Annotated in this window: 17 protein-coding genes; 2 read left to right on the top strand and 15 right to left on the bottom strand. The window is 39.9% G+C overall.

What is annotated here, in order from left to right; all coding sequences use genetic code 11:
- Nucleotides 1–51: 51 nt before the first annotated feature.
- Nucleotides 52–474 carry a secondary thiamine-phosphate synthase enzyme YjbQ gene (locus R2R28_RS18985; RefSeq protein ID WP_316827260.1) on the top strand — a complete coding sequence of 141 codons (423 nt, stop codon included), beginning with the start codon at nt 52–54 and terminating at the stop codon, nt 472–474.
- A 1-nt stretch (nt 475) separates the two neighbouring features.
- Here R2R28_RS18985 and R2R28_RS18990 read toward each other — a convergent pair whose 3' ends face one another.
- The 4 genes from R2R28_RS18990 to R2R28_RS19005 form a co-directional block, all read right to left on the bottom strand.
- Nucleotides 476–1,447, bottom strand: a complete 972-nt coding sequence (locus R2R28_RS18990; protein WP_316827261.1) for a YihY/virulence factor BrkB family protein — start codon at nt 1,445–1,447, stop codon at nt 476–478.
- A 134-nt stretch (nt 1,448–1,581) separates the two neighbouring features.
- Nucleotides 1,582–2,901, bottom strand: coding sequence for a DUF3887 domain-containing protein (locus R2R28_RS18995; protein ID WP_316827262.1), 1,320 nt, complete (start codon nt 2,899–2,901; stop codon nt 1,582–1,584).
- A gap of 160 nt (nt 2,902–3,061) precedes the next feature.
- Nucleotides 3,062–3,439 (bottom strand): DoxX family protein, encoded by a 378-nt coding sequence (locus R2R28_RS19000; RefSeq protein ID WP_316827263.1) that lies wholly within the window; start codon nt 3,437–3,439, stop codon nt 3,062–3,064.
- Between the two features lie 2 nt (nt 3,440–3,441).
- Nucleotides 3,442–3,855: a VOC family protein gene (locus R2R28_RS19005; protein ID WP_316827264.1), complete on the bottom strand. Its 414-nt coding sequence runs from the start codon at nt 3,853–3,855 to the stop codon at nt 3,442–3,444.
- 166 nt (nt 3,856–4,021) lie between these two features.
- On the opposite strand from R2R28_RS19005, the gene R2R28_RS19010 reads away from it, so the two are divergent.
- Nucleotides 4,022–5,008: a GlxA family transcriptional regulator gene (locus tag R2R28_RS19010; protein ID WP_316827265.1), complete on the top strand. Its 987-nt coding sequence runs from the start codon at nt 4,022–4,024 to the stop codon at nt 5,006–5,008.
- 242 nt (nt 5,009–5,250) lie between these two features.
- Here R2R28_RS19010 and R2R28_RS19015 read toward each other — a convergent pair whose 3' ends face one another.
- The 11 genes from R2R28_RS19015 to R2R28_RS19065 form a co-directional block, all read right to left on the bottom strand.
- Nucleotides 5,251–5,640, bottom strand: a complete 390-nt coding sequence (locus R2R28_RS19015) for a LiaF transmembrane domain-containing protein (RefSeq protein WP_316827266.1) — start codon at nt 5,638–5,640, stop codon at nt 5,251–5,253.
- A 322-nt stretch (nt 5,641–5,962) separates the two neighbouring features.
- Nucleotides 5,963–6,652: a ribose-5-phosphate isomerase RpiA gene (gene rpiA / locus R2R28_RS19020; RefSeq protein WP_316827267.1), complete on the bottom strand. Its 690-nt coding sequence runs from the start codon at nt 6,650–6,652 to the stop codon at nt 5,963–5,965.
- Between the two features lie 956 nt (nt 6,653–7,608).
- Nucleotides 7,609–9,957, bottom strand: a complete 2,349-nt coding sequence (locus R2R28_RS19025; RefSeq protein ID WP_316827268.1) for a TonB-dependent receptor — start codon at nt 9,955–9,957, stop codon at nt 7,609–7,611.
- A gap of 70 nt (nt 9,958–10,027) precedes the next feature.
- Nucleotides 10,028–11,992, bottom strand: coding sequence for a hypothetical protein (locus tag R2R28_RS19030; protein ID WP_316827269.1), 1,965 nt, complete (start codon nt 11,990–11,992; stop codon nt 10,028–10,030).
- A gap of 11 nt (nt 11,993–12,003) precedes the next feature.
- The gene (locus R2R28_RS19035) at nt 12,004–13,413 is read right to left on the bottom strand and encodes a DUF1080 domain-containing protein (RefSeq protein WP_316827270.1); all 1,410 of its coding nucleotides are present in this window, start codon (nt 13,411–13,413) and stop codon (nt 12,004–12,006) included.
- A 90-nt stretch (nt 13,414–13,503) separates the two neighbouring features.
- Nucleotides 13,504–15,792 carry a GH92 family glycosyl hydrolase gene (locus R2R28_RS19040; RefSeq protein ID WP_316827271.1) on the bottom strand — a complete coding sequence of 763 codons (2,289 nt, stop codon included), beginning with the start codon at nt 15,790–15,792 and terminating at the stop codon, nt 13,504–13,506.
- Between the two features lie 39 nt (nt 15,793–15,831).
- Nucleotides 15,832–16,503 (bottom strand): basic secretory protein-like protein, encoded by a 672-nt coding sequence (locus R2R28_RS19045; protein WP_316827272.1) that lies wholly within the window; start codon nt 16,501–16,503, stop codon nt 15,832–15,834.
- Nucleotides 16,504–16,998: 495 nt separating this feature from the next.
- Complete coding sequence (locus tag R2R28_RS19050) at nt 16,999–17,982, bottom strand: basic secretory protein-like protein (protein WP_316827273.1); 984 nt, start codon at nt 17,980–17,982, stop codon at nt 16,999–17,001.
- Between the two features lie 72 nt (nt 17,983–18,054).
- Nucleotides 18,055–19,026, bottom strand: coding sequence for a hypothetical protein (locus tag R2R28_RS19055; protein ID WP_316827274.1), 972 nt, complete (start codon nt 19,024–19,026; stop codon nt 18,055–18,057).
- Between the two features lie 58 nt (nt 19,027–19,084).
- On the bottom strand, nt 19,085–20,911 hold the full coding sequence (locus R2R28_RS19060) for a RagB/SusD family nutrient uptake outer membrane protein (protein WP_316827275.1): 1,827 nt from the start codon (nt 20,909–20,911) through the stop codon (nt 19,085–19,087).
- An 11-nt stretch (nt 20,912–20,922) separates the two neighbouring features.
- The gene (locus tag R2R28_RS19065; RefSeq protein WP_316827276.1) at nt 20,923–24,144 is read right to left on the bottom strand and encodes a TonB-dependent receptor; all 3,222 of its coding nucleotides are present in this window, start codon (nt 24,142–24,144) and stop codon (nt 20,923–20,925) included.
- Between the last annotated feature and the right edge of the window lie 28 nt (nt 24,145–24,172).

Here is a 24,172-nt window from a genome sequence, read left to right on the forward strand (position 1 = left end):
CTATCCATTTCGCTGCGCTAAAGTCGAGATGACGAATTATTTATTAAACCAATGAAAATATACCAGCAAGCATTAACACTTAGAGAAAGAAGAAGAGGTTTCCATATTATTACCGACGAGATTGAAGATGCCCTACCCCAGCTTGATGAGATTAATATCGGCATCTGCCAGGTTTTTATCCAGCATACTTCTGCTTCGCTTACTATCAATGAAAATGCCGATCCTACTGTGCGCATGGATTTTGAGATGTTCTTTAATAAAACCGTTAAAGAAAATGATCCAGATTATGAGCATGATTATGAAGGATCAGACGATATGCCTGCCCATTTAAAATCGGCAATTTTAGGGAGTTCGGTTACCGTTCCGATAAGAAATGGCAGATTAGCTCTTGGCACCTGGCAGGGCATTTACCTTTGCGAACACCGCAACCGTGGCGGACAAAGAAGATTGATTATTACCGCCTGGGGAGAATAAGTTAAGATTTTTCCACTTCTTCCTTAATTTCAGGATGATTATCCTGAATAGATTTACCTTCTGTTTCTACCTCAATTTCTTTGGTGGTAACTGCATAATGCGAAGGATAAATCTCCGATCCGAATGCAACAGCATAGGCCTTTGTAAATTCGGCACCAAAATATAAAATGATTGAAGAATAGTAAGTCCACAGAAGTACAACCACTAACGATCCCGTAGCACCATAGGTACCGCCAACATTGCTTTGTCCAATGTAAAGCGAAATGGCAAATTTACCGATCATAAAGAGTACGGCAGTTACAATTGCCCCGGCGATAACATCACGCCATTTAATAATCGCATCAGGTAATACTTTAAATATTACCCCAAATATTAATGAAATAACGGCAAGGGTAACCAGTTGATTAATGATATAAAACACAATAACCGATACTTCGGCAAACCTAACCTGTAAACGGTTGCTAAAGGCATCCAGTACAGAAGTTACGGCTAATGATACCAACAGCACAAAACCCAGGCTTATAATCACTGAAAATGATAAGAAACGATTTTGGAGTAGCTTTACCCAACCTCTTTTAGGTTTCGGCTTTAAACCCCAAATGGTATTGATAGAATCCTGGATATCGCCAAAAACCGTAGTTGCTCCAAGCAACAGTGTAAAAACACCAATAATCAAAGCAATGGTGCTTTTTCCATCCAGGTATGCGTTTTTAATCAGCTGTTGTAAAGAAGTGGCCGACTCTCTCCCTAAAAAACCTTCCAACTGGGCATAAACCTGACCTTCGGCAATTTCTCTGCCCAAAAATATACCACAAAGTGAAATAATCACCACCAATAAAGGAGCCATTGAAAAAACAGTATAGTATGCCAGTGAGCCACTTAGTTTGGTTACCTTATGATCGGTAAACCCTGTAAAAGAAGCCTTTAAAACGCCCCAGATTCCTTTAAAAGTGATTTTATTCTTAGCTGCCATAATAAATTTTTAAAATGCGATTGTTTAGATTAAACCGCTCATTTTTTGAATTGTTTTTTATTATTCGGCAATAGCCACAAAAAAAGCCCTGGCCAAACCAGAGCTTTTATTATTAGCTAATATTTAAAATGAGGCTATTTAGCCTTAATCCAAAGTACAAGATCGTTCACCAAAACGTCAGAAACACTCGCTGCAGCCTGATACTGTGCCATGGTTCCTTTTCCCGTTTGCGAGCTTAATAAATGGTTTAAATCAGGGTAGAATTTAAGGGTTACATTCTTCTTTTTCGCTAAAGCTTCATTCCATAAATCGAAATCAGCTTTGTCCACCTGAAAATCATTTCCACCTTGTAAAATATAAATTTTTGGTTTTGAAAGTCCTTTCGCAACTGCTACCTGGTTATAATTATTTAAATCTATCCAATATTGTGCAGGCAGCCCTAATATAACTGAATCAGGCTTTATTGTTGTTCCCAATTCTGTGATCCTGCTTTTATCAATTTCTTTAATTGCATTGGCCAGTTGTTGCTTAAAAACAGTAGTGGTATCATTAGCTTGCTCAAACATATACTTGTTTTGATCAATAATGACATCCGTTAATTTTCTAGCTGGTGCCGCAGCTAAAATAATGCCTGCTAAATCAGGCGAAAGTGTCGCCACTTTTGGTGCCAACAAGCCACCCAGGCTGTGTCCAAATACATAAATATTTTTCGGATCAGCCCCAACAGCTGTTTTTGCTACAGCAATTGCAGCATTAACATCATTCAACACCTCTTCTTTAACAGTATAAGGCGCAATAAATTCATTTGGATAAATAAGTGTTCTTTTTACATAACGAACAGAACCTATCCCTTCAGAAGCCAGTCCGCCAGCCAAATCTTTAAATGGTTTATTAGCACCAATGGTTTCGTCCATATCACCAGGACCAGAATCGTGCACAAAAATAACCATTGGAAAATTTTTAACATTCTTAGGTATAGTGATAATGGCTGCCAACTGTTTACCCGCAGGACCAATATATGCCGATTTTTCTGTGTACAATGCCGTATCCACATAAGTTGGCTTTAAATAGGTGGTTATTTTTTTAGGAGGAGCGAGAAAAATCCCAACAATTTTTTGCATTTTGTTAAAGCCAACAATAAAGTTCTGGTCGCCCCTGGCAAATTTACCTTCAACGGTTACCGCAAAAAAATCGCCCTGAGCTTTACTCTGAATAGCATCAAAAGATTCAGCTTTACCAAATTTAGTGCCGATATCGCTCCATAGTTTTTTTAAGGCTTCTTCCGGTAATTTGGTTTTTAAGGTATCGTCAAAAAATGCATGTGCATCTTTAAATTTCTCTTCCTGTAATAATTTAAAAAAATCATTTGTACTGTTAAACAGTTGGATTACATTTTGAGAAAACGCTGAGGTAGTAAATAATAAAGCAATTATGAATAAAAGGCTCTTTTTCATTCGAATATTTTGTTTTTAGAGATGATGAAGCAGCCATAACTTACCTTTTTTCGAAGGGGAAAATCACGACGGTTTCAGCGATTGTGTTTGGTTGTTTACAATATCCAAAGTTAACAATATTTGCTTCTCAAAAGCCTTAAAAACAACTAACAATATAGTTTTAACTATTTTTAACATTTGCTCCTCGTCTTTTCCATAAAATGTATGGAATAAACATAATGGCCAATGCAATAACAGGAGGTATTAAGAGCGAAATGCCATCACCAACAAAAGCTCTTGACGCAAAAGCACCAATAAAATTAATGGCAAAACCTGCATAAGCCCACTCTTTAATAACCGCATATTTATTTTGTAATATGCATGCTGCACCCAGCAGTTTTGCAATGCCAACAATAATGAGCAGGTACATTGGATAACCAAGGTGTTTTAGCACTTCTTTACCAGCCTCCTGCTGTGTTATTCCACCAAAGCCATCCATAATCATCATTAAAGAGAAAATAATGGTGGCAATCCAATACCAGGTTTTTAATTTTTTCATGTTTATCTGTTTTTATCGTAATTAATTAACCAATTATTCCCGAAACGGTCTGTTAGGTTGCCAAAAAGCGCACCCCAAAAGGTTTCCTGTAAAGGATGAGATGCCCTTCCCCCTGCCGAAAGCTTCCGGTAAATCATTTGTGCCTCTTCTTCAGAATTGCAGTTGAGCATCATGGAGATTGAATTTCCTTTTACCAATCCCCGCTCTTCTACCATATCGGTACCCATAATTACCAGTTCATCTTTAGCTAAAACGGCATGCATAATACTCCTCTTCATAATAGCGGGCATTTTATCTGCAGGTACCGATTCTCCTATGGTTTCGAGGGTTAGCTCTCCACCAAGGCAATCCCTGTAAAATGTCATGGCTTCCCGGCAGTTACCATTAAAAGTGAGATATGAATTTATACTAGCCATTGAATTTTATTTTTTTGATGCCGTACTGCACATCGTTCCCTCTATTATACATTTTGCATCAGCCGTTTAACAACACAAACATACGGGGAGATTGCAGCAAGCTAAATATGCAGAAACGACAATTGCAGGGGTTGTTTACGACAAATAGGCTCGCTATATTTGAGTTATGAAACATGTATCTATCTTAATCCCAGAGACTGCCGTGATTGAGGCCATAGCAGATCCCCGTTATTTATTTACGGCTGTTAATGAATTTTTACAGGCATCGGGCAAATTGCCGCTTTTTAAAGTTGAGCTTGTGGGGATGACAAAGGAGGTAAAATTAAACAATAGTCTCTTTTCAGTCCATGCCGATAAACTGCTACATGAAGTGGAGCATACCGACCTCATCTTTGTACCGGCAATCAGCGGCCATGTAGGTTACGCAATCGAAGCAAACGAAGAACTGATCCCATGGATTGTAAAACAACATGCAAAAGGTGCAGAAGTAGCCTCGCTTTGTTTAGGTGCCTTTATACTAGCCGCTACAGGTTTATTAAACGGACGGAAATGCTCTACACACTGGTTATTTGCCAATCAGTTTAGAGAGATGTTTCCTGATGTGGAACTGGTTGATGGCAGTATTATTACCGATGCACAGGGCTTATACTCAAGCGGTGGCGCAAATTCGTACTGGAATTTACTTTTGTACCTGGTAGAGAAATATACCGATCGGGATACCGCCATCCTGGCGGCAAAATATTTCGCTATTGATATCGACCGCGAAAGTCAGCTAGCGTTTATGATGTTTCAGGGGCAAAAAGGCCATGAGGATGCAAAGATTAAAAAAGCGCAGGAATTTATCGATGGAAACTATCAGGAGCGAATTACAGTAGATCAGCTGGCAGATATGCTTGCTTTGGGTAGAAGGAGTTTTGAGCGGAGGTTTAAAAGCGCGACTAAAAATACAGTAATCGAGTACATTCAAAGGGTAAAAATTGAAGCAGCAAAGCGAAGTTTTGAATCGAGCAGGAAAAACATTACCGAAGTGATGTTTGATGTGGGTTATACGGATACCAAATCGTTCAGGGATGTTTTCAAAAAAATAACGGGTTTAACCCCGATCGAATACCGGAATAAATACCATAAAGCGGCACCTGTTTTACAGGTTTAGCAAAAAAATAAAAAAAAATTAAACTCAACACAATATATTTTATTTATAGCGTTTATGTATGTGAGAGCGTTAATTTAGATGACGGGGATACTGCCTAAGGGTGGAATCCCCGTTTCTTTTTTTAGCAGGTGCAAAGTGCATGGAACCGTTGCTCCAAGCTCAGGCCCCTCTGCTATTAAGCACAAAAAAGGGACATTGTTAAAAAATGTCCCTTTTTAAAATATATGATGGAGTTAAGAATTTTAGCTTTCTTTTTCAGTAAAGTCAACTGGTTTCTTTTCGAAATAATGATCAAAATTTTGAACTTTTTTAGGTTTTAAAATCACATACAAACCTAATCCGATTAGGGCTACCGGAACACTGATTCCAGATAGATCGAAATCAAAAATACTTATCGATCTAAAGGTAAATATGCCACCGATAACAGTTAATGCCAACCAGCCGTTTCCCTGAAAGTTTTTGCGGTAACCCATCCACAAACCTGCTCCCAACATGATGCTGTGCCAGCTTAATATCCAATGCGGAACATCTACTCCTGTGCTTCTAAGGAAGAACACTGAACCAATTACTAAGATTAAAATGCCTAAACCTAATTGTTTATCTGCGCGATTTTTGTTGATTAAAGTTTCCATGACTGTTTGTTTTATGAATCAAATGTAGCACAGAAACTCAGGCCGGAGAATGGCTTTTCCCTTAATTGCGATGTTTTATCGGTGAGTGAAATAAAATTGTCGGTAAAAATTTTATGGACGTTTAGAGAAAGTGGAATTTATCGGTGAAAATATTTGAGAGTCCTTAGTCTATAGTTTTCAGTTCAGAGTCGATTAAACGATTGAGTACACTGATGGCTAATAAACTGTAAAGATTGCTTCACACGCCCACTTATCCCAGCCCTTCAGTTCGCAATGACGAATTGGACGATGAACTAATGACTAACGAACCAATGAACTAATCTCATTCAAAAATAACAATATCCTTCCCTTCACTCATAATCACCTTTGAAGTGAGGTTAACAAATAAGCCATGGGCCAATAAACCGTTAATTTGGTTAAGGTCGGAAGCCAGTTGTGCGGGATGATCAATCAGGCCAAAATCTGCATCGATGATCTGGTTTCCGTTATCGGTGATAAAGGTTTTATTTTCTACCGATCTTAACCGGCCTTTTCCGCCGAGTTTAACAATCTGATCGAAAACATACTGATAAGCCAACGCGATTACTTCAATTGGGACAGTAAAAGCACCCAGTTTTTTTACTTTTTTAGAAGCATCGGTAATGATGATGGCGTTTTTACTCAATGAGGCTATAATTTTCTCCCTGAATAATGCACCGCCCCCACCTTTAATCAGGTTAAGTGTTTCGGTAAACTCGTCGGCACCATCAATACTGATATCAATTGAACTTAAACTACCCAGATCGAGAATTTGAATGCCTAAAGATTTAGCGAGCTCTTCTGTACGTATAGAACTTGCAGCAGCAGTGATCTTGAGTCCTTCTTTTACACGTTTACCCAATTCTTTAATGGCAAAAGTAGTGGTAGATCCTGTGCCAAGGCCTACAACATCGCCATCTTTTACAAATTTAACTGCAGCCAGGGCAGCCGTAAGTTTTTCAGCATCTTGTTGGGTTTTATCTATCGTAGCCATACAGTAAAAATAGGTTTAAATGATAAACATCGCAAAATAAGATTGGATGAAATAAGTGGTTCGTGGAGACATGAACCAGGGCTAAAAAGAAAAAATTTTACTGCTGATACAATAAATCTTATTTACGGCGTTTATGTATATGAGAGCGTTAATTTAGATGATGGGGATTCTGCAATAGTGGAATCCCCATTTCTTTTTTATTGCTATTCTAATAAAAAGGTCGTCAGCAATGACGGAATTTTATGATAACAGATTTCTCCGATCCGTTACACTCCAGTCGAAATGCTTGGAGGAATAATTGGTTCGTGGAGACACGAACCAAGGCTAAAACAAAAAAATTTACTGTTGATACAATAAATCTTATTTACAGCGTTTATGTATATGAGAGCGTTAATTTAGATGATGGGGATTCTGCGATAGTGGAATCCCCATTTCTTTTTCCAAGTATTGTGTCATCCCAATAAACGAATAAATGGATCGTAATTGCGAGGTACGAAGCAATCTTACTGCAGTAGATGGAATAGCAGGTGCATTAAGATTCCCGCCTGCGCCTATCGTGTGGACACAAATATTAGATTAGTTTTATTTGCTCCTATGCCGCAAGGCATCAAACTTTTGAGGCATCAAAAGTATGCAAAAATGCTTTGTCAACCCAGCAAGGGGCCTTTTACACAATCCCCATAAACATCAAAAAAAACAGTGGCAATTGTTTTGTTTGTTAGGGCTGGGTGAAAAGTTTTTGCAAACATGAAACACAAAACCACTGCGTTTTAGGTTTGATAGTGCCATTTGTACTGCTGTACGCCTGTTTTTTTGATTTTCCTGGCCCTGGGGATTGACGGGCGTGCTTCGGTAAGCACTATGTTATTTCAAAGCAAGCTAGCATAGTGCCTTATATATTCCCTAAAAGATGTGTCCACACGACAGGCGCAGGCGGGAATGACGACTAATTAAATTTAAAACCTTCCTACCAAACTCACTCCGTAGTTTTTTGGACTACCTAGATGGGCAGCTCCAAAATCGTAGGCGTAATCGATATAGGTTTTATTGGCCAGGTTTCTTCCCCAAAAAAATAAATCGAAACTTTTAGCAGAAAAACCAATTTTGGCATTGTAAACGCTATAACCTTTTTGTTGGATCTGGTTGCTTAAATCATAAAACTGATTTCCGGTAAATAACCATTCACCACGGGCAATGGCATTTAACTTTGAGGTTTTATCCATTTCGTAGCTGTACTGCAAAGCAAACATCGAAGTAGTTTCGGGCGTATAAACCTGTTTATTACCTGCTAAATCAACTGTTGCTCCATTTTTAGATATGTTTAACGATTTGTAAGCAGCATTGGTATAGCCAAAGTTATAATCGATACTTAAACCTTTAACCGGGCGGGCAGAAAGTTCAAGCTCTACACCCTTACTCACCAATTTACCAGCATTACGGGTGGTGGTTAGGGCATCAGGCAATATTAGAACAGGAATTTGCGCATCGGTAATATTTACATAAAAGGCTGCAACATTTGCAATTAAGCGTTGATCGAAAAAGGTATTTTTTGTACCAATCTCAAAGTTGTTGCTGTATTCGGGTTTATAGGTATCGAGTGGTTTTGTAGTTGGATCGGACGCCAGTTGCGTGATCCCTCCTGAACGGTAACCGCGACTGTAAGTTGCATAAACATTGTTGTTGCTGCTTATGGCATAAGCCAGAGTTACTTTGGGCGAAATGGCATTAAAATTTGCTTTGGCCAAAGTATCGCCCTGTGTTATAATTGGATCCATGGTTGGGATAAGGTATTCGCCGGAAGCCAGTAATCTTTTGTGCTCATAATCATACCTCAAACCTGCCGTAGCCGTTAATTTTTCTGTTATCTGGTAAGAAAGCTGTCCGAAAGCGGCAAAACCTGCACCTTTTCCTGAATTAATATTTACAGCGGTAGTATTGGGTTCCGCACCATAAATAGCACCATCAGCACCAAAATAGGAACCTTGCTTTACCGGGTTTTTCTGATAAAAACCATATAAACCGGCTACCCATTTAAATTTTGAAGTACTGGAAGCAGACGAACTGAATTTAAATTCCTGCGTATAAACTTTAACTTTATTCCAGTCTTTACCGTAATTATTTACAATAGAAACGATATCGGCCGGAGAAAAATCGCCATCAATTGGCTGCTTGTAATACCTGTAATTGGATTGATAAGCTGTTTGCGAAGTAAAATTGAAATCATTTCCGCTGTAGTTTGCCGATAAAGAGGCATTAAACAGGTTATCGACCATTTCTGTTGCCGAGTTTTGGCCTAACTGAAAGGGATTGGCCAACGCTTCTTCAACCGAACCGGTTAAAGGGAAAGTTCCATTGTTCCTGTTTTCGTTGTGCTTTACATTTAAGGTTAGTGCAAATTTTGATGAAGCCAAAAATTTCAGGTAATAATTACCTAAAAAACCATGCAGCTTATCAAATCTTGTATTGTTAAAGGTATTGGTATAGAAGCCGTTTTGTTTGTTGTACAATCCGGCAGCACCAAAAAAGAGTTTATCTTTAATCAAAGCAGTACGGATGCCGAGGCTATAACGTTGCTGGCCATAGTTACCCAGATCTATCCCGGCAAAACCAGTTGTTATATTAGTGGGTTGCTTGGTGATGATGTTGATTACCCCTCCCATTGCATTGCGGCCATACAAAGTTCCCTGCGGACCGCGGAGCACTTCAATTCTCTCTACATCAAATAAGGAAGAGATATAAGTATCTAAACCAAACTGGTTAACGCCGTCGATATAGGTTGCAATGGCCAGATCGTAAGAAGTCGTACCAATTCCCCTTATCGAAGTCACATTTCTACCATCACCAGGATTACTGCTATATAAATTGGGTACGAGCATGGCTAGATCCTTTGTATTCAGAATGCGGTAATCGCTGACCTTTGAAGCTGAAAATACGGTAACCGCAGCCGGAATATTCTGTACATTTTCTTCGGTTTTTTGTGCCGATACGGTTACTTCATCCAGTTTGGAATTGCTTTCTGCCAGTATAATTTCCAGATTCTGATTATTGGAGATGGTTTTAATAGCCGTAGCATAACCTATGGCACTAAATTTTAATGTCAATTTTCCGGCAGGGGCATTTGTGATTTCGAAATTGCCATTAGCATTACTTATCGTTGATAAATTGGTGTTCAATACTTGTACGGTTACGCTGGCAATGGCCTCGTTTTTATCATTTTTTATGGTTCCCGATATTTTATTTTGCTGTGCATCGGCTGCAAAGCAGGTTAACAGGAACGCACCTATTAACAGTAAAATGTTCTTCATCTTTTTCTTGTAAAAGTAAAAAAACGGCTAGCATTTCTACTAACCGTTCCTAACAACTATACTAACTAACTTATTTGTTTAAAGAATTGATCCAGCCGGCAATTTTTAAAGCTTCTGCTTTGGTTACCTGCGGCATTGGAGGCATTTCTGTCGAGTAACCCGGCCAGTTTTGTGGTTGTGGGTTATGGATCAACTGAAATATTTTTTCTGGTGAATATTTACGTTTGGCAATTTCTGCAAACGGCGGCCCAATCTGTCTTTTGGTTGGGTTGTGGCAGGCCAGACAGGTATTTTTGGTTAAAAGGCCTTCTACTTCTTTATACGTAGGTGCTTTTACTGCTGTAGTAGCTGGTTTGGTTTCAGTCGCAGCTGCTCCTTTGGCTTCTGGTGCTGCTTTACCTCCTTTTGGTGCAACTGGTTTTTTCGCAGGCGCAGCTGGTGCTGCTGCAGAGTTTTTAGTGCTCACTTCGCTGGCAGAAAGTTTGTTTCCATCAGGAATCTGGTTTAAGGTATAATAAGCTACGGGGTGAACCAAAGAGTAAAAACCATCCTGCGATCTCAAACCATCCAGGGTTAAGGTATGGATATAATATTGACGCAGGTTTGAAACAACAATCCTGGCTTTTAATCCATCAGCCGAAACTTTAACACCTGATATTTTTAATTTCTCGGTATTTACCGGAGGTGAACCATAAACCGGGTGGTATTTATAAATGAAGCTTTCTGCATTGTAAGAAGCTAAATCTTCTGCCGATTTACGATCAACTGGTGCAGTAAACTCTACTTCGAAACCATCAGGCATTGCCCTTACGGCTTTCATTTCGAAAGGGGTTTTGTTATTGTACACCAATCTTTCCAAACCTTCGTTGGCATCACCTGCAGATCCCCAGCCACGGTTGGTTTCACCTACAAATAATGATCCATCGGTCCCCCACTCTAACCTTAACACACCAGAACGGAAACCTTTACGGAAAAGGAAGGCTGCGCCCTGCTCTTCACCTTTTACGGTTTCCATAAAAATCCTCGAAATAATACTCATTCCCTGATCGCCAACCAAAATCTGTCCTGCAAAAGGGCCGAATGTATTGGCAGGAATTTTAACAGGTTCTGCAGATGAGATACCCAAAATACCATAAGGCAACCAAACTGAAGGTAAACGCAGTTCAGGAAATACTTTTTTCATTTCGAATAAGGTTTTGAAAGTTTCGTTTACCCTGTTTTCTGGTTTAATATACCTGCCCTGTTCGTTTTTAATACGGCGTTCGTCCATTTGTGAGTAGAAGAAATCGGATTGTAACTTAACAGGAGAATTTGGAAGGTTTGTCCACCTTAAACTTGCAGGATGGCCCATAAAATCGCCTTTGTTTACTTTCCATAAACCGCCAGATCCTACCCAGTCGCCCTGGTTTTCGGTGTAATAAAACTGACCATCAATGCTACCGATACCAGCAGGAGAACGGAAACCTGCAGCATAAGGGCTCATTTTACCATCTTCGGTAATGTTCATTGCCCAACCACGCATTGGTACGCGGCTTTCGGCACGCCACCATTCTTCATCGCCAAAGGCAACGTTTGCGGTAACCATAAAGGTACCATCAGGCATTAATTTTGGTCCGAAACTATATTCGTGGTAGTGTCCGCTTAAAGGCCAGGCGTAAATGGTTTCATATACATCAGCTTTACCATCCTGATCTTTATCGATCAATTTGGTCAGTTCGCCACGTTGTGCCACATATAATGCACCATTTTTATAGGCAATACCTAAAATTTCGTGGAGGCCATAGGCAAATCTACGCCAGTAAGGCTTGGCACTGGTTGGGTTTTCTACAATAAACACTTCTCCCCTACGGGTAGAAATGGCTAAATCGCCGTTTGGCATGGTAATTAAACCACCAACCTCTAAAATAAGGCCTTCAGGTACGCGTACTTTATTTATTTTGAAAAAATCTTCTTCTTTCGGGGTTTCCTGTGCAAAAACTGTAGAAAAGCTAAAACTTAATGCCAGTATTGCTAATTTTTTGAATGTATTTCTCATTGTCATCACAATTAAAACAAAATGGTATAATTTAACCTGGTTCCGATGGCTACAATAAATTGTTTTTTGCCATCAACATCTCTGATTACCGGTTTGGCCGATCCATCGGCCAGCTGGATGTAATAAGATTTATCGTCAACCAGGTATAAACCTTTAGCCACTTCTTCGATGTTTGAGGCAGTAGCCAATAAAAAATACAAGTCTTTTGATGGTTTTTCAACAGCGATTTCGCGGCTTAAACCCTGTCCGTTTTCCAATACTTTAACAGCATCTGTAATATGAGTTCCGTTGATGATGTATTTAAACTCAGGGCGATCTTGTTTATCTGTTACATAACCTTTGGTTTTAAAGCCTGTTCCGGTGGTATCGGTAATCCATGCAGCCTGGTCGTTTGCCAATTTTGCAATAGCCAAAACCGGTTTCTTGGTAAAACGGGTAACACTGCCCAAAGCACGTGAAGTTCCGTTACCGCGGCCATCCCACATTGGCGTAGCATCGATGAAATCGCCGTGCCAGCCCTGTAATAAGGTTCCGTTATCGAGATCGTAGCTGTAAGCTGTTTTTTCTGGTCCACCTACCGAAATGGCATGTACCGAGCGCACGCCTGGTACCACATCAACAAAACTTCTGATCATGTTGTTGCTTGCGGCTTCGATATAAATAGGATCGGCACCACCTCTTTGGTCTGATTTAGGAATATCTGATAATTCAGTGATAGAAATATTCCTGAAAGCTACCGAACCATGATCACCCTGTAAACGTAAAGGGCCTTTTGCTTTTTCGGCACCTGCAGCACCTCTGGTTGCACCAAAAAGTTCTACATTTTCATGGATCAATACACCGTTTAATTCTACACCGACGATTTTTGCATTTTGGTTTTTTGTTCCGGAAGCATCAAATTTTGGTGCCTGAAAAATAATTTTAATGTGTTGCCATAAACCAGGTGCTTTACTCGCATTCTGACGGGGTGCAACACCACCAAATCCTTTTTCGGCCTCTGGTTTGCTGTCATCCCAGCGTTGGTAAATACCACCATTATTTGATGACGTGGCATTTTTTAAACCCCATGCATCATCAATCTGGATTTCGTAATTACCCTGAAGGTAAATACCAGAATTGGTTCCTTTTGCGGTTAAATAATCTAATTCGACCACTACATTACCATATTCATTAGTAGTGTATAAATCTGAACCTGCTTTTTTAGCGGTTGATTGATTAACCAGTATACCTTCGCCCTTGGTTGTTTTTAAAACATTTTCGGCATTAAGATCGGCAACCACATTTTGCGCAAGCGACCATGAATTTGAAGGATTTTTAAAGGCTGAAAGATCTTTGAGATCGATACGCTGACCAAATGCCAGCAGGGTTCCGCATAGCCAGAGCATGGCTGTAAAACCCGTCTTCGAGACGTTGATGTTCATATATTTGGTTTGTTAGTTTAGCCCGGTTAGGGACTAAGGTTTTTTTAAAATATCCACCGGATAAATTGCTTTACCCGGTGGTAGTGTTTTCTATTTTTCTGTTGATAACGAATAAGGGAAATCAACCGGATTTGAACCTCTTGTTTTGTTTGGCGTTGCCGTCATGTTAAAATCTAACACAGCACCTTTTTGCAGGCCACTGTGGCTGATCCAGTTTTTAGAATAAGGTTTACCATTCATCTGCAATGTTTGTACGTAACGGTTGTTATCGCTGTTGGCTGGTGCATTGATGACAACCGTTTTGCCGTTTTCTAAAGTAATGGTTACCTTTTTAAACAATGGCGCACCTAAAACATACTGATCAACCGCTGGAGTTACGGGATAGAAACCCATTGCCGAGAATACGTACCAGGCAGAAGTTTGTCCGTTATCTTCATCACCGCAATAACCATCAGGTGTAGCTTTGTACATTCTGTTCATGGTTTCGCGCACCCAATATTGCGTTTTATAAGGGGCACCACCGTAGTTGTACAGATAAATCATGTGCTGGATCGGTTGGTTACCGTGTGCATACTGACCCATGTTTGCAATCTGCATTTCACGGATTTCGTGGATTACACCACCGTAAGCGCTTTCATCAAATACCGGAGGCATAGAGAAAACCGAATCGAGTTTAGTTATAAATTTACTATGACCGCCCATTAATTTGGCTAAACCATCAACATCCTGGAAAACCGACCAGGTATAGTGCCAGCTGTTACCTTCGGTAAAGGCGCCACCCCATTTAAATGGGCTGAACGGGCTTTGGAAAGTTCCATCCTGGTTTTTACCACGCATTAAACCAGAAGCCGGATCGAAAAGATTTTTGTAGTTCATGGCTCTTTTCTTGTAGATCTCGATTTCTGATGCTGGTTTATCTAACGCTCTTCCCAATTGGTAGATGGTAAAGTCATCATAAGAATATTCTAAGGTTTTAGCTGCATTTTCGTTCTTTTTCACATCGAAAGGCACATACCCCAATTCATTGTAATATTTAACACCATCGCGGCCAACGGCTTCCATAGGACCTTCGTTGTTGGCACCATGTTTTAAAGCAGACCACAAGGTTTCGATGTCGTAACCTCGCATGCCTTTGATGTATGCATCAGAAACTACCGAAGCAGAGTTGTTACCTACCATAATGTTGGCGTAACCCGGGCTGCTCCACTCAGGCAACCAACCACCTTCTTTGTAATCATTGATTAAACCCTGTTGCATTTCTTTGTTGATAGAAGGATAAACCAAATTTAAGAAAGGATATAATGCCCTGAAAGTATCCCAGAAACCGGTACCGGCGAACATATAACCAGGTAAAACCTGACCGTTATATGGGCTCCAGTGTACAATCTGGTTTTGTGCATCCACTTCGTATAATTTATTCGGGAAAAACAAAGTGCGGTACATGGCCGAGTAAAAAGTACGGGCCTGATCAATTGTACCACCTTCAACCGAAATTTTGCTTAAGGTTTTGTTCCAGGTTGCCCTGCCTTTAGCTTTGGTAGCATCGAAACCATCGTTAGCCAATTCTCTTTTTAAGTTTAAATCGGCTTGTTCGAAGCTAATAAAAGAAGAAGCAACTTTAGCAATTACCTGCTCGCCTTTTTGTGTAGCGAAACCGATAACAGCACCTGCGTGATCTACAGTCAGTTCTAAATCTTTATCGTTTAGTTTTTTATCATCCCAGGTTTTAGCCAGTTTGAAATCTTTATTGAAATAGATTACGAAATAATTTTTGAAATTTTTAGGTAATGGACCACGGGCATATTTGGTGGTATAGCCGATGATTTTTCTTTCTGCAGGAATGATTTTAATGTACGAGCCCCTGTTCTGGGCATCTACAACCACATAAGAGCTATCAGTTTTAGGGAAAGTAAACCTGAACTGTGCAGCTCTTTCTGTTGGTGTAATTTCGGTGGTTACATCGTGATCGGCTAAATAAACGCTGTAATAATATGGTTTAGAAACCTCTGCTTTGTGGCTAAACCAACTTGCACGGTCGTCATCAGTAAATTTTAATTTTCCGGTTAGGGGCATAATGGAGAAAGCGCCGTAATCGTTCATCCATGGTGAAGGCTGATGGGTTTGTTTAAAACCGCGGATTTTATCGGCATCGTAAGTATATGCCCACCCGTCGCCGTTTTTGCCGGTTTGTGGTGTCCACATGTTCATTCCCCAAGGCAAACCTATTGCCGGGTAGGTATTCCCGTTGGATAATGACTGTTTGGATGCTGTTCCCATTAGCGGGTTGATCCAGTCTACCGGATCTGTAACCTTGCCTATTGTTTGTGCGAAGCTGGTTGTTGCCGCAAAACCCAATAAAGCGATAAATAGTCGTTTCATTTGTTGTGTTTGTGTTTTTTATGTGGGTGTAATTATTTTCTAAACTTGCGAATTTTTAACGTAATCTGCCCAAAGTGCATCTAAATCTTTACCGGTTAATTTGGCCCAGATATCTTTGGTATAGGTATGATCTCTTAATGAAGCATCAACAGCTTTAATGGTACCAGGTTTTACGCTTTTTTCGATCCATGCAAAAAATGCAGCGGTGATGCGGTAGCTGTTTTTATAGCTATGCTCTGGTTTTAAAGCGGGCAACGACCATTTGGCACCTGCATTATCTACCCCGAACTTATAACGGGCATAATCGGCAATACCTTCGGTTAACCAACCCGGGCCAACACTCCGGCCATAATCCTGCACAATGTGCATCACTTCGTGGGTAACCACATCAATATCTTCAGGATGCTTAATCATCCACATGGAGCTAAAAGTTACTTTACCATCAGCTGTTGCAGCTACACCTTTATAAGCTGTATCTACAAAAAACTTTACTTCTTTAATGGTTGACGGATTATATTCTTTTGCCAGTTTGGGATAAACTTCAAAAAATGTTTTGATCAAACGTTTTTTCAATTGTGGATCGAGTTCCTTGAAATTGCTTTCGAACGATAAGGTATATCCGTTCTTTTTAGTAATTTCCTGTGCTTCTAACTGCATTGAAAAAGCAGCAATGAGTGTGGTAAAAATCGAAAGAATAAGTATTTTTTTCATTTATATAGGGATATGATTACTTTGGTTAGCGCGTTTAATTCTGCAAATTAAATATTTTATGTAAAACGTTTTAGTAAATGATCAAAAATTTTACTTTAGTGATGGTTATTTTTACAAAGAGGGCATTAAAAGGTATTGTCATTTCGAGCGGAGTGTAAGGGAGCCGAGAACCACGTAAGTGCTCAGCGGAGCTAAATCTGTCTCGAAATAGATCTCTCCACTCCGCGTTGCTTCGGTCGAGATGACGGCCATACTGTCATTGATAGCCTTTAGCATTTTTCAAATACATCGGAGAGTTGATGACAGTGCGTAGAATCGTCATTCCCAGCTCGACTGGCAATCGTAATGCGTTGGTAAGGTTTCTAAGCTGCATTAAGATTCCCGCATGCGCGGGAATGACGGCCATTCTTTAAAATCTGTCATTGATAGCCCACCAAAGGATCTCCACTTCACTTTATTCCAGCCGAGACGACGTTGTGCAAAATGAGTTTTCTTTTATGATTTTTTGCTGCTATAGGTAAGCGTTACTTTCTGCGGTTCTTTACCGTAATCTGTCCAAAGTTGATCTAATGTTTTTCCGGTTAGGGTTATCCACGACTGTTCTGTATATTGATGAGCCCTTAATTGCTGATCTAACGCGGCAATTAAGCCAGGTTTTACATTTTGCTCTAACCAGGCGAAAAAGCGTGCGGTAATACGATAACTGTTGGTATAATTTTGTTTTTCGTTATAAGCTGGCAAACTCCATTTAGAACCTACATTATCAACACCATATTTATAACGTACATAATCGGCTATGCCTTCTGTTAACCAAACCGGACCGGCGCTATAACCATAACCCTGCACAATGTGCATGGTTTCGTGTGTTACCACATCAATATCGGTTGGGTGTGCTTTCATGTAACCGGCGCTGAACAAAATCCTGTTGCCACTGGCTTCGGCTACGGCTTTGTAAGCAGTATCTACCACGAACAATACATCATGTGTAGATTTTTCGTTAAAAGTCTTAACCAGTGTTGGGTAAATTTCGAAATAGGTAGAAATTAAGTTTTTTCTAACCGCTGGATCTAAGTTAGGGTCTTTACTGATGAAAGTTAAATTATATCCCTTATGTTTCTCTTTGCTGTAAGAAACCCAGTTTTTCGAAAGCGCTGTAAATAATTCCTTCTGGATTTTTTTTTGTGATTTATTTTTAACCCATTCGCTGTTTACTTTAATTTCTCCGGCTTTAGCGATAATGGTTGGTGTTTCGTCTGTTACAAAATCAAGCACTACATTTCTTTTGGTTCTGTAGCCATCTGCTTGTGCAAAGCCCGGGTAAACCTGAAAAAAAGCAGCCTTTAGTTTGGCATCTACAATGGCATTGGTTACACTGTCTTTATCGTTGATGGTAATTTTATATTCTCTTTCTCTGTTTTGGGCAAAGGCAGTGCCTGTTAAGAATGATACCAGCGCAAGGATTAAAAATTTCTTGTTCATGTGTTATTTTGTGTTTTTGATAAAAAAGTAAAGATTCAGGTGATTATCCTGAATCTTTACTGGTCATAAATTTTAGTAGGTAATTGTAGGGAAATCGGTTTTGGCCTTGGCCAGCATCGGTGCCCAATCTGCCCCTTTTTCGTCTTTCGGTCCGAAAGCGGATAATGCAAGCGGAGCCAGATCGGCTTTGGCTGCGCCGCTCCAAAAGTGGATAAACTCGCCAAAATTCATTTTCCGGGTATACTGCTGATAACTTTTGCCCTGCACGGTAATGGCCTGTTTAGGGAATTGCTGCGATAGCAGGGTAAAGAAACCATTTAATGCTTTCGTTTTACCATAGTTTTCATAAATCGGCAGGAACCAGTTTTTAAACCATTGTGTACCTGCCCTTGGGTAACTATCGGTTGTGGTCATCATTTTATTCGACCAGCGTTGTGCATCGGCGGTTCTGTTTAAACCCAAATACACATCATACTGATAAATCTCCATCCATTTACTATCATGCCAAATATCGAAAGCAGGCGATTCTTTTACACCTTTTGATGCTCCCTCTACAATATGACCAATTTCGTGGGTTGATAAATCGATGTCGTTATCTACTCCGGTAACCCAGGCATTTAAATCATTGGAACCGCAATCGGTTACATTTCTGTAATCATGACCGGCATCAAGATAGGTACCCGGATGGCCACCTCCGTATTTACCGGCGTGATAAATCACAAATAGGCGGCTATCATCACCAAATTTACCATAAGCTTTTTTGGTGTAATTCCAGGCCTCGGCCATATAAGTTTTTGGCCAAACAATGGTCGGTTTAACATCACCATCATAATAAACCACTACACTGGTATCATAAGCAACACGGTTAAGCAACTGGACATGCTCAAACCAATGTTCTTTCCAGGTTTTGGGTGGTGCATCTGGTGGATCTACTGCTTCTACAAGCGGAGGTGCAGGTTTTACCGTTTCTACAGGTGCTTTTTTACTATTGCAAGCCAGTAGTACAAACACCGCAATGGCTGATAATGGGAAAGTATTTTTCATAGCATTAATATTTATGGTTTAAAAAAAACACCGGGCAGAATACCCGGTGTTTTTTAATTTACCAGCCTGTATTTTGTACAAGAACCGGAACTTTTTGAATTTCGTTACTTGGTATTGGCCATAAATAATGTTTCTTTTGGAAAACCCTATTTTCGGTAACCACTGGTGTAAAAAATCCTGTGCCATTTTGGGAAATATTTAAACCCTTGATCTGCGTATCTGTAGTTTCTGCAATTTTCCATTCTCTCGTATAGAAATAACGATCTAACTCGAAAGCCAATTCTACGCGACGCTCTCTACGGATCGCATCTTTCATGTCAGTTGGTATTGGAAGTCCACCGGTACCATAAGCAGGAATACCTGCTCTAGTACGGATCCTGTTTAAATAAACTAAAATATCAGGATCAGAAGGATTCGATTCTTGTAATGCCTCAATATAATCTAAATAAATCTCAGCCAATCTGATCATGGTAAAAATTGTCCTACCACTTGTCCAACCGGCAACAGTTAAGTGTTTTCTTGAAGTATAACCTGTTTTGGTATAATCGTTGTTAGGAATGCCACCCTTGCCAGCATTACCATTAAACTCAAAACTGGTAATGATATTTGAAGAAGTGTTGATCCATTTACGGCCAGAATAAGTAATGCTGGCATAAAAACGTGGCTCACGGTTCACATACATATTACTAATTGATCTGGCTGCCCCCTGATCGTTGGGATCTGGTGCCTGATACGCGGAGGTACCAATAGCAGAATATGATGGATCGTTTTCGATTGGCAAACCATTGGCAGTAAAGTAAGCATCTACTAATTGCTGCGATGGTGATAAAAATGAACCTCCTTTATCGCCACCTGAAGCACCTGCGTGATTAGGGGCTAAAGAATATTGATAAAGTGTTACATCTCCTCCTCTACCAAAAATAATTTCAGAGTTCCATCCATTTAAAAACACATCTCTTGTTGCTATAAAGGCTCTATTGAAAGAATTATTTTGTAAACCAGTAGGCGTAGAAGTAACACTGTACAGCGCGTAATTAGCATAATTAACATTATTTAAAAATGCCTTAGCTGCAGTAGCTAATCTTGTCCATTTTGCAACACTATAGGTTTGGTTGATCAATTGCTTACCGTCCTGATTTTTAAGGTTTGCATAGTCTGTGTTTCCATTAAACAACGGACGAGCTGCCGTTAATAAGGCTTTAATTTTATAAGCATCTGCAACAGAGCTTGTAATATGACCATAGTCTTCGGCAGCTTGAGGCGTAGCAGGAAGTTTAGTGCTTACTGCATCTAACTCGCTTACAATATAATCGATACACTCATCCATAGAATTACGTGGTTTACTGATTGCAGCTAATGGTGCATCAGAAGCAATAGGATCATTTCCCAGCAAAACTACCGGGCCATACTGTCTTACCAGATAGTAATAATAGATAGCTCTTAAAGCCCTGGCCTCATTGTAATAGCGGTTAACGATATCAATACCACCTAGATTACAGTCGGTACACTTGGTTACATTAGCCATAAAAGAACTAGCTGCCTGAATACCACGGTAAAAGTTCTGCCAGTGATAGTTTACGGAGCCACTTGTTGCATCCCATGCACCTGTATTTACATTTTCGCTAAAATTAGGTAAGGTATAGTCAGCCTCATCAGAAGCTGCTGTCCAAGGACCAATGTTACCCAATGCCGATGGTGAACGATCCTGATCCTGATCTGGAATAGTAGAATAAACGTTTGCTAATGCCTGTTCTACAGTAGCCTTTTTCTGATACATCTGATCGAAGGTTAACCTATCATCAGGTACCTGGTTTAAAAATTTCTTACAGCCATAATTGCCTACTACCAGCAATGCGCCAACTGTATATATCAATATTTTTTTCATCCTTTTTATTTTTAAAAATTAGCGGTAATACCCAAAGAATAATTAGACGTTAATGGATATCTGGTACCGTTATCTGTACCTAATTCGGGATCCCATAGTTTGAATTTGCTGATGGTAAACACGTTATAGCCCATTGCATAAATCCTCATGCGCTTAACACCGATGGATTTGATCCCATTTTTAAGGGTATAACCTAAGTCTGCATTTTTCAACCTCAAGAAACTGATATCACGTTTCCACCAGGTACTGGGCTGGTAGTTGTTGCTATTGGTACCACCATAAGATAAACGTGGATACACTGCATCCTGACGGGGATTAGTTGGGGTCCAACGATCGGCAGCCACTGCTAACATGTTGCCCAAACCGCCCGAATTGGCGAATGACGGGATGTTCAATAAGATATCTGCATTATCCTGTCCCTGGAAGAACAGACCAAAATCAAAGTTTTTATAGGTTAACGAGAAACCGAAACCATAAGTAGTACTTGGGATATCGCCCCTACCAATTACTGTTTTATCGAACGAGTCGATTTTACCATCACCGTTTAAATCTTTGTACTTGATATCACCTGGCATTAAAGTTCCGAACTGTGTAGGGCTGGCATTAATTTCAGCCTGACTATCAAACAATTTTTCAGCAATATAACCTACCCTTGTAGAAGCCAATATGTTAAGACCGCGTTGCTCCATCCATGGATAAGCCTGTGGAGCCTGATCGTTTTCGATTACTTTATCTTTATTGTAAGTAAAGTTGGCTCTTAGGTTAAGTGACCAATCTTTGCCAAATTGGGTATCGTACTGTATGGTACCATCAATACCTTTATTTTCTACTATACCTAAGTTACCGATCGGGGTATTGGCCAAACCGATGTAATTTGGTACCGTTCCCCTTGTGATAAACTGGTTCTTTCTTCTTTCTTTGAAGAAATCGACAATGAATGAAAGGTTATTGTTCAAGGTTTTCAACTCAAAACCCAGATCCTGTTTGCGTGTTTCAGCCCAGGTTACATCAACTCCATAAGCTAATACGCCTAAACCGCCTGTATTAATGTTATTCCCAGGCACTATTGATCCATTCTGACCAAAAGTATAACTCGCTGCCCCACCAACTTTGGTTAAATAATAAAAACGGTCTCCCTCGTTTGCTGCATAGCCTGAACCGCTGCCCCCACTACCCACAATACCATCAGAATAACGGAATTTAACCATTTGGATAGCATCTTTAAGTGGTTCGAAAAATTTCTCGTTCGAAAGCAACCAACCGATACCCAATGCAGGGAAAAAACCATAACGTTTGTTAGGCGCAAAGTTTTCTGAACCATTATAGCCCATATTAAACTCGAAGAAATACTTATTATCATAAGCATAAGTAGCACGACTTACCAAACCCTGCAACCTATATGGGAGCGAAAGTGTTAAGTTACCGGCAAATGGATTGGTGTTATCATTCTGATTATACAATAATAAACCGCTCACAGCGTGCTTTCCAAACGTGCGGTTGTAGTTAACCCCAAGTTCAAAATACATTTTCTTATCACCATTATTATTAATGCCATAATTCAAGAAATCCTGTCCCTGAAGCACCTGTATATATTTATAACCTGAATTTGGATCCCCAGGAGTAATGTAAGGATCGGCCTGGCTAATCCTATATATAGTTTCTCTTTTCGTCCTGTTAATAAAATTGCTGTTGCTAACATCGAAAGAGAACATTGAAGTTACAGATAAACCTGGTGTTAGTTCTTTTAGATCCTGGGTCAACCGGATATTTGAGTATAATTGGGTGTTATAACCAACTCTATATCCGTTCCTGGTAATATCCCCATAAGGATTACGCTGATCAGCCTGAGGACTAACACCCGGTAAAGTTCCATTTGGAAAAAGGATCGGGAATGAAGTTGGGTTGATCTGGAAAGCCTGGCTGAAAATATCCTGTGCACTATAACTGCTTGGGTAGTTGTTCTGCCCCAAAATCCCTTTTATACCTAAGTCCAATTTGGTGGTACCTGTAATATCCCAGTTTAAGTTGGCATTCACATTATAACGGCCATAATTCTGTTTTACAGCAGAGTTTACGGCTTCGTCGGTTTTAAATAAACCGTCTTCGCCATAATATCCCAATGAAACGTAGTATTTTGCATTGCTTACCCCACCTGATAGGTTAGCAGTTGCAGATCTGTTTCTACCGAAATCGTTATAAATGGCATCAAACCAGTTTATATTTGGATAAAGTACCGGATCCGTACCAGCAGCCGTTTTTTGAACAGCATCAATAGAATATACCGGATTAAATGCACCTGCTGAATTACCTCTTAAATAGTCTGAATATTTAGCTTCATTAGCTAGGTTCATGTAATCTACACCATCAATTAACTGCGGTCTTTTAGTGAAACGGCTTACCCCTTCATAATATTCAACATTAATTTTCGGCGAACCTATTTTGCCTTGTTTGGTATTGATTAAGATTACCCCGTTTGCACCACGGATACCATATACCGCTGTTGCAGCAGCATCTTTCAGTACCGTAAAATTCTCTACATCATATACACTGATATCATTTAAGTTACGGTTTGGAACCCCGTCGATAATTACAAGTGGTCCCCTATCAGTACTTGTTAATGAAGAAATACCACGGATAAAGATATCAGAGCTTGTTGCACCTGGCTCACCATTTCTAGATACGTTAACCACACCTGGTATACGACCTGCCAATAACTGGCTCATGCTCGAAACCGGTTGTTTTAAATCAGCAACATTAACCGAAGATTGTGCGCCTACCAAACTTTCTTTTTTCTGCGTACCGAAACCTACAATGGCTACCTCCTGTAAATTGGCTCCAACGGTCTCTTTTAAACGGATATCCAACACGGTTTGCGTACCAACAGGAATCTCTTTTGTATCATAACCTACATATGTTATAATTAAAATGGCATCCTGACTTGGGACGGTAATAGTAAAGGCGCCATTCGTATCTGCAGCTGCACTGGTAGAACTGCCCTTTACCTTAACACCTGCGCCTGGTAGCGGCAAACCTGCTTCATCTTTAATGATACCACGGATTACAATATCGGCCTTGGTTTGACTCACCGCAACCGAGCTGTTTATATTAATGGCCGAAGCATTAGCTGTTGCATAAAAACCGCTACTTAAGGCTAATGTAAAAGCTAGCGCCTTAAAAGCACAATCTTTAAGCCTGAGCCTGCCCCCAGTTAGATTTGTATTTTTTTTCATCATAAAATTAGTTGTTGTTAACAGAAATACT

The organism is Pedobacter miscanthi, from assembly GCF_032678605.1.
Classification (GTDB): domain Bacteria; phylum Bacteroidota; class Bacteroidia; order Sphingobacteriales; family Sphingobacteriaceae; genus Pedobacter; species Pedobacter miscanthi_A.